We start from the raw sequence: 6,923 nt of genomic DNA on the forward strand, positions 1-6,923 counted from the left end.
TTGGCGCCGTTTTTCTCCTCGAACCGTCCATATTGGATCTGCGGTCGCTGTTGGTCATCTGTAAGTCCCCTCGGGCAGCCGTTTTGGGCTCGATTTCTCTCATTACTTGACCTTCACACCGCCCGCATGGCACTCATGCGCCGCAGATTCAGCGCCATGCACACGAGCTTGAACTCGGCTTGCACGCGGTGCAGTCCCCTCAGGCTGAATTGGCGGAATCCGAGCACGCTCTTGATCCACCCGTTGGGCGGCTCTGCTATCCACTTGCGCTTTCGGTACGCCGCCTTGCCCTCTTCGGTTTGCAGCTTGGCCGCCATTGCCGCTGTGTGCGGATTCTTCTCAGCGTCTACCTCGGCGCAGCGCTTGCCCTCGCGCCCCATGGCCACCACCAACTCTGTCGGTGATTGGGCCAGCGCCTGGAAGTTCTGCTCGCTGCGATAGCCCGCATCGGCCAGTGCTTGCTTGGGGTCCTGGCCGGTGTTGGCCTTCACCGCCTTGAGCATCGGTACCAATTGCCCCACATCGGCAGCGTTGTTGTTGAGCTCGGCGGCCACAATGATGTGCGCCTGTTCATCGACGGCCGTCTGCGCGTTGTAGCTGGCGTCATAGCCGCCACCGGCGCGCTTCATGATGCGACTGTCGGGGTCGGTGAAGTTCTCTTGCGCCGTGGGCTCGGGCTGGCCGAACTCACGCTTGAAGCGTCCCCCTGTGGGCTTGCCGTCTTCGTCAGTGGGCTTGCGTTCGTCGTCGGGGCTGCGGCCGCGCTCAATGTCGGCGTCGCGCTGGCGCTTCTCGATGCGCTGGCGTGCTTCAACGATGGCCTTCAGGCGAACCTCGCGGCGCTCAATCTCCGCCGGGATGTCCACCTCGGGTTCCTCGGCTTCGGCCGCGTCGGCGGTCTTCGCGCGCTCCAGTAGTGCATCGATCTGAGCCTTCAATTCGGCTTCAGCCTGCTGCATGCGCTCATAGCTCATGGCCTTGTGGCGGCTGGCGTTGGCCTTGAGCTTGGTACCGTCGATGGCAACGGTGCCCAGCTTCACGAGACCCATCTCGCCAGCGAGCTTGACCACTTGCACAAACAGCTCGCTCAGTTCCTTGAGATGCAGCGCGCGGAAGTCGCGAATCGTGCGGTGCTTGGGGAAGTTGCCAGCGCCCAGCATCCGAAACGCCAGGTCATCGTGAAGCCGCCGCTCCATCTTGCGTGAGCTGAACACGCCCGTGGCATAGCCATAGACCAGCAGCTTGACCATCATGGCCGGGTGAAACGGCTGGTTGCGCGCGCCGCCGCCTGCATAGCGCGCGTAGAACGCCTTGAGGTCCAGGGCATCGACCGTGTCGCTTATGAAGTAAGCCAAGTGCCCTTTGGGCAGCCAGTCTTGCAGCGACGCGGGCAGCAGCATCTCTTGCTGCGGTTCGTAGGGGCGGTAACTGATGGCCATGCGAATTCAACGTTCGGCCGACAGAAAGGACATCAGGGACTACCCTTCTGCCGCCCACGCTCCTAGGTCAAGCCACGAGCATTCCCGCAGCCGGCCCTGCCGTGCAATCAACGGCCCGCGGCCTCGATCTACAATGCCTGGTTGAGCGCAGCTGCTCATTACTGGATCTGCAGGGACCTCAAAAAAAGAGCAGGACAGAGAATGAACTTCACAACAAAAGTCCTCGCCCCGGCCCTTGCGGCTGTGGGCTTGTGCGCTGCGGCGCTTGCCCAGACAGGCTCTGCGCCGGGTGCGGGCGGCTCTTCCCCAACCGCACCGGGCGTGCCCTCGATTGTCACGCCCGTGCCGCCGCGGCCAGAACGCGCCGACACGACGAACGACAAACAGCCCCGCACCCTTGAACCTGTGGCGCCCAACGCGCCGCGTCAGCCCAACGAGTTCCAGCGGTTCGTGTACACCACCACGGGTCAGGCGCTGCCTCTGTTCGGCAGCACGTATTTCGCCACCAGCGGCATCCCCCACAACTTCGCCCCGGTGGAGCGCCTTCCGGTGCCGGCGGACTATGCCCTCGGTCCGGGCGACGAACTGCACCTGCGTGGGTGGGGCACGGTCGAAATCGATCTCAGGGTGATGGTGGATCGCAATGGCCAGATCAGCATCCCGCGGGTGGGCACCGTGGGGGTGGCCGGCATTCGAGCCGGCGAGATCGAATCTCGTCTGCGCCAGCAGATCGAGCGGGTGTTCAAGGGCTTCCAGCTGAGCGTGACGCTCGGTCAGTTGCGCAGCATCCAGGTCTTTGTCGTCGGGCAGGCCCAGCATCCCGGCAGTTACACGCTTTCCAGCCTCTCCACCCTGGTCAACGCTGTCTTTGCCAGCGGAGGGCCCGCGGCCAATGGCAGCATGCGCCGCGTGCAGGTGCGACGGGCCGGCCAGACCCTGGCCGAACTCGACTTGTACGACTTCATCGTGCGCGGCGAGCGCGGCCAGGATCAGCGGTTGCAGAACGGAGACGTCATCGTCTACCCGGTTTCAGGCCCGCGTGTGGCGGTGCTGGGCGCGGTGGACACCCCGGCCGTCTTCGAACTCAAACCGGCCGGCGGGCCCGCATCCGAGGTGCTGGCGCTGGCAGGCGGTGGCCGTGCCATGGCGGACCTCCAGCAGGCCCTGCTGGAGCGCATCGAGCCCGCCCAGCCCAAGGCGCCGCGCACCGTGCAGATCGTGAACCTCCAGCGCGCCCAGGAGCTGACCTTGCGCGATGGCGATGTGCTCACGGTCAAGCCCGTGGCTCCCCAGTTCGCCAATGCGGTCACCCTGCGGGGGAACGTGGCCGAGCCGCTGCGCTACCCGCACACGCCCGGGATGCGCATCAGCCAGCTCATACCCGAAAGGGATGCCCTCCTCACCCGGGACTACCACCTGCGCAAGAATCGCCTGGTGCAGTACCTGCCTGCGTCCAAGCCGGCGGTGGACCAGAGCGCCAACCCACCCGCCAGCCCACTGCCCCCGGGAGACGCAAAGTCGCCCCAGCCGCCTGAAAGCCCTTTCCAGCAGGACCCCACAGCCCTGACCCTGAGGTTGCTGGCTGAGCGTGAGCCGACCGACCGCAACCGTTCCAGCCTGGCAAAGACCGAACAGACGGTGAGAAACCTGGTGGACGAACCCAACTGGGAATACGCGACGATTGAACGCCTGGACATGGACCGCATCACCACGCGGCTGATGCCTTTCAACCTGGGCAAGGCGGTGCTGAACAAAGACCCGGAGCATGACCTGGTGCTGGAGCCCGGCGATATCGTCACCATCTTCGGGACGAAGGACATCCGCGGCCCGCAGGCCCGCAGCAGCCGTCTGGTGCGCATGGAAGGTGAGGTCGAACGGCCGGGGGTGTACCAGCTCCAGCCCGGGGAGTCGCTCAGGGCCCTGCTGGCACGGGCCGGGGGCGTCACCGCGCAGGCCTACCTGTTCGGCACGGAGTTCTCGCGCGAGGCCACCCGCGCTCGTCAGCGCGAGGCCCTGCAAGTTGCCATCCGGCAACTGGAGGTCAGCACCAGCGCTGCGGGCGCGCGTCAGGCAGCCAACCTCAGCGGCACGGACGCAGCGGCTGCCGCCCGGCTGCAGGCCGCGGAGGAGGAGGCCCGTCGCACGCAGATCAACCGGCTGCGCAACCTGCAACCCAACGGCCGCATCGCGCTGGAGCTTTCCCCCGGCATTGCCAAGGTGGACGAACTCCCCGACCTTCCCCTGGAAGACGGCGACACCATCGTGGTGCCTTCGCGGCCCGGCTTTGTCTTCGCGGTGGGTGCCGTGGCCAACGAGAACGCGCTGTTGTGGCGGCCCGGCCGAACGGTCAAGCAGTATCTGGCGGTTGCAGGTGTCAACCCCGAGGCGGACGAGGACAACATCTTCGTGGTGCGCGCCGATGGCAGTGTCAAGCACAGTCGCGACCGGTCCGGCTCCTGGTTCTCCGGCGGCAGCCCGTTGCAGAGCCTGGAACTCGCCCCTGGCGACACCATCGTCGTGCCCGACCTGACGAACCGGGAAACGACTTGGACGGCCTTTGTCCGCGGTGCCAAGGACTGGACGCAGATCCTGTCGAACTTCGGCATTGCGGCGGCGGCCATCAAGACGCTTCGCAACTGAAGGGGCTGACCATGAACTCCATGGAGCACAGCGCTTCAGCGGCCCCTTCGGAACAAGCTGAAGACGAAATCAGTCTGCTGGACCTGGCCCTGGTGGCTGCAGAGAACCTGCGGCTGCTGGTGCTGTGCCCGCTGCTGGCGGGCCTGTCCGCGCTGGGCATCAGCTTTCTGGTGCCACCCACCTTCACGGCCAAGGCGGTGATGATGCCACCCCAGCAGCAGCAGAGCTCGGCCGCGGCGGCACTGCAGAGCCTGGGCGCCCTGGCGGGGCTGGCCGGCGGGGCCGCCGGCATCAAGAGCCCGGCGGACCAGTACGTGGCGCTGATGCAGAGCACGACCGTGGAGGACCGGCTGATCGAGCAGTTCAAGCTGATGCAGGTGTACGACGAAAAGTGGAAGGCGGACACACGCAAGGAGCTGGAAGAGAACACCCGGATCAGCTCCGGCAAGAAGGACGGCCTCATCACCATCGAGGTAGACGACCGCGACCCCCAGCGTGCGGCAGCCATCGCCAACGCCTACATCGAGGAGCTGCGTCTGGTGACCACCAGGTTGGCGATGACGGAGGCTCAGCAGCGCCGCATGTTCTTCGAGAAGCAACTCGGCCAGACCAAGGAGCGTTTCACGGCTGCCCAGCAGGCTCTGCAGGCGTCGGGCATCAACGAGGGTGCCATCCGTGCCGAACCCAAGGCGGCGGCCGAGGCCTACGCCCGGTTGCGCGCGGAAGTCACCGCTGCCGAGGTGCGTCTGCAGGCCATGAGGAGCTACCTGACGGAGGCCGCACCAGAATTCCAAATGGCCCAGAACCAACTGGCGGCCTTGCGCGCACAGATGGCCAAGGCGGAGGGCAGCAACAGCGCTGCGGCTCAGAGCGACTACATCAGCCGGTTCAGGGAGTTCAAGTACCAGGAGGCGCTGTTCGAACTCTTCGCGAAGCAGTACGAGCTGGCCAGAGTGGACGAGAGCCGCGAGGGTGCGCTGATCCAGGTGGTAGACCCCGCCACGCCCCCCGAGCGCAAGAGCAAGCCCAAGAAGGCCATGATTGCGGTGGTGGCCACCCTGGCCACGGGCTTCGCCTTGCTGCTGTGGGTGTTCGTGCGACACGCGCTGCGCAATGCGCGACAGGGCGCCGACTCTGCGCAGAAGCTGGGCATGCTGTCCGCAGCCTTGCGCCGCAGCGTGGGACGCGGGGCCTGAGTGTCCGGTGCAGGGCCCCCGGAGCCCGGATGAACTGGTACCTCCTGTTCACCAAGCCGCGGCAGGAAGCCGTGGCACTGCTGAACCTGGAACGCCAAGGCTATGGCTGCTATTTGCCGCAGTGGCAGGTGCAGAAGAGGCGGGGCCGGCAATGGGTCAGCGAGCGCGAACCCCTGTTCCCTCGATATCTGTTCATCCAGCTGGACAGCGGCCCCGGCGGCCTGAGCTGGGCGCCCATTCGCTCGACCGTCGGCGTGACGTCCCTTGTGCGCTTCGGCACCCAGCCTGCCAAAGCGCCCGAGGGCCTGATCGATGCGCTGCGCCAGATGGAAGCAAGCCATGCCCAACGGGCCCGTGAACCGTATGCGCGCGGCGAGACCTTGCTGGTTCGCGAGGGCCCGTTTGCAGGGCTGAAGGCCGTGTACCAGGATCATGACGCCGACCATCGCATCACCGTGCTGATGGAGGTCATGAACCGACCCGTCAGATTGAAGCTGGAGCCCGGCACAGTGATCAGGCCTGGGCCGACCCTTTCGTCCCTTCAAGATCCAGGGGTCTCGGCGGATTGACCCGGCACTGAGCCTGCCCCCCGTGATGGCAGATGGACACTTCCGGGGGGCGCCCGCATGGAGCACGCACAGCAGCGGCACAGCGCGCCTGCGCGAGCTGGTGGGTGCCCGCCCTCATCATCGGACAGAACCCTCGGCCAGGCGACTCCAGGCGCCAGAGTCCGGCCACTCCAGGTGCCGGGGCTGCCGCGCCTTCTGCGGCCCAGTGCCATGCGCCTGCTCGGTCGGCTCAGCTCAGACGTCAGGCCGCACATGACAGCCGTTCCGGAGACGCTGATGTTTCACGCTGAAGACAAAGCCGAGCTGACCCGCCTTGAACCTGAAAACGGCAGTTGACCGCTTGTCATCTTGCCGCACACCGCGTGGACTCGGTCCTTGCGTTGTTTTCGCTGCCTCACCTCTGGGGTGACAGCGCTATGCACTTGCCAGCACCGCTTTTGATGCGCCATGCGGTGTTGCGCCTCCTTGCAGGCACGAGCCTGCCGCGTCGTCGCGCCTTGCCTGGCGCCCCAACAGCAGCGCTGGCACATGCATCCAACTGCCGTTTTCAGGTTGAACATCTGCGCAACCTGGCGTGCGACCCCCTCGCCTCAGCCGTTGTCCTCGGCGGTGGCGGCGCGGTCGGCGAACCCTGCCCGCCAGCCGGCTCACTCCTTGCGAACCGGGCCACCGAGCCCCTGGGCTTGTCCGTGGGTCATCCCGACCCACAGGGCCGAGGTCCGGACAGCGGGGCTCGGGGCAGCGTGCCCGAAGCCCGGTCCCCGGCGGTGAAGCCCGAAGGGACATCACCTGTGGAGGGAACTCGATGACCCGGCTTTCTGGGCCCCTGGCCGCGCCCGTGACCTCGAAGACACGGTGGCTGATATCCAGCCCACCGCCCAGGAGCCCACGTTCCGCGCACACCTGGAGACCGAGGCCGACACACCGACCCATCTGGACAAGCTGTTTCAGATCAGGCACTTCGAAACCAGCAAGACATGAATGCCTGCCATCAAGCTTGCCTGTGGGCCGAGCTCCCTCTCGCCTGGTGTGATGGTCAAGTTTGACAACACAGGCACAGGGCATCACCGGGGTGCGGC

The 6,923-nt window shown here is 66.0% G+C and carries 5 protein-coding genes; 4 read left to right on the forward strand and 1 reads right to left on the reverse strand.

The genetic code is table 11. The features are described from left to right. Nucleotides 1–113: 113 nt before the first annotated feature. Complete coding sequence (locus tag ACK543_RS05640; RefSeq protein WP_409941874.1) at nucleotides 114–1,439, reverse strand: IS1182 family transposase; 1,326 nt, start codon at nucleotides 1,437–1,439, stop codon at nucleotides 114–116. Nucleotides 1,440–1,640: 201 nt separating this feature from the next. Between ACK543_RS05640 and ACK543_RS05645 the strand changes: the two genes are divergently transcribed. From ACK543_RS05645 to ACK543_RS05660, 4 genes are all read left to right on the forward strand, one after another. Beyond that, on the forward strand, nucleotides 1,641–4,079 hold the full coding sequence (locus tag ACK543_RS05645; RefSeq protein WP_409941875.1) for an SLBB domain-containing protein: 2,439 nt from the start codon (nucleotides 1,641–1,643) through the stop codon (nucleotides 4,077–4,079). A gap of 11 nt (nucleotides 4,080–4,090) precedes the next feature. Continuing rightward, a complete protein-coding gene (locus ACK543_RS05650) occupies nucleotides 4,091–5,275 on the forward strand; it encodes a Wzz/FepE/Etk N-terminal domain-containing protein (protein WP_409941876.1) in 1,185 nt (394 codons plus the stop codon). Between the two features lie 29 nt (nucleotides 5,276–5,304). Next, on the forward strand, nucleotides 5,305–5,844 hold the full coding sequence (gene rfaH, locus ACK543_RS05655) for a transcription/translation regulatory transformer protein RfaH (protein WP_409941877.1): 540 nt from the start codon (nucleotides 5,305–5,307) through the stop codon (nucleotides 5,842–5,844). 855 nt (nucleotides 5,845–6,699) lie between these two features. Further along, nucleotides 6,700–6,825, forward strand: a complete 126-nt coding sequence (locus ACK543_RS05660; protein ID WP_409941878.1) for a hypothetical protein — start codon at nucleotides 6,700–6,702, stop codon at nucleotides 6,823–6,825. Nucleotides 6,826–6,923 lie beyond the last annotated feature (98 nt).

It is taken from the genome of Acidovorax sp. (genome assembly GCF_046341535.1).
Classification (GTDB): Bacteria; Pseudomonadota; Gammaproteobacteria; order Burkholderiales; family Burkholderiaceae_C; genus Acidovorax.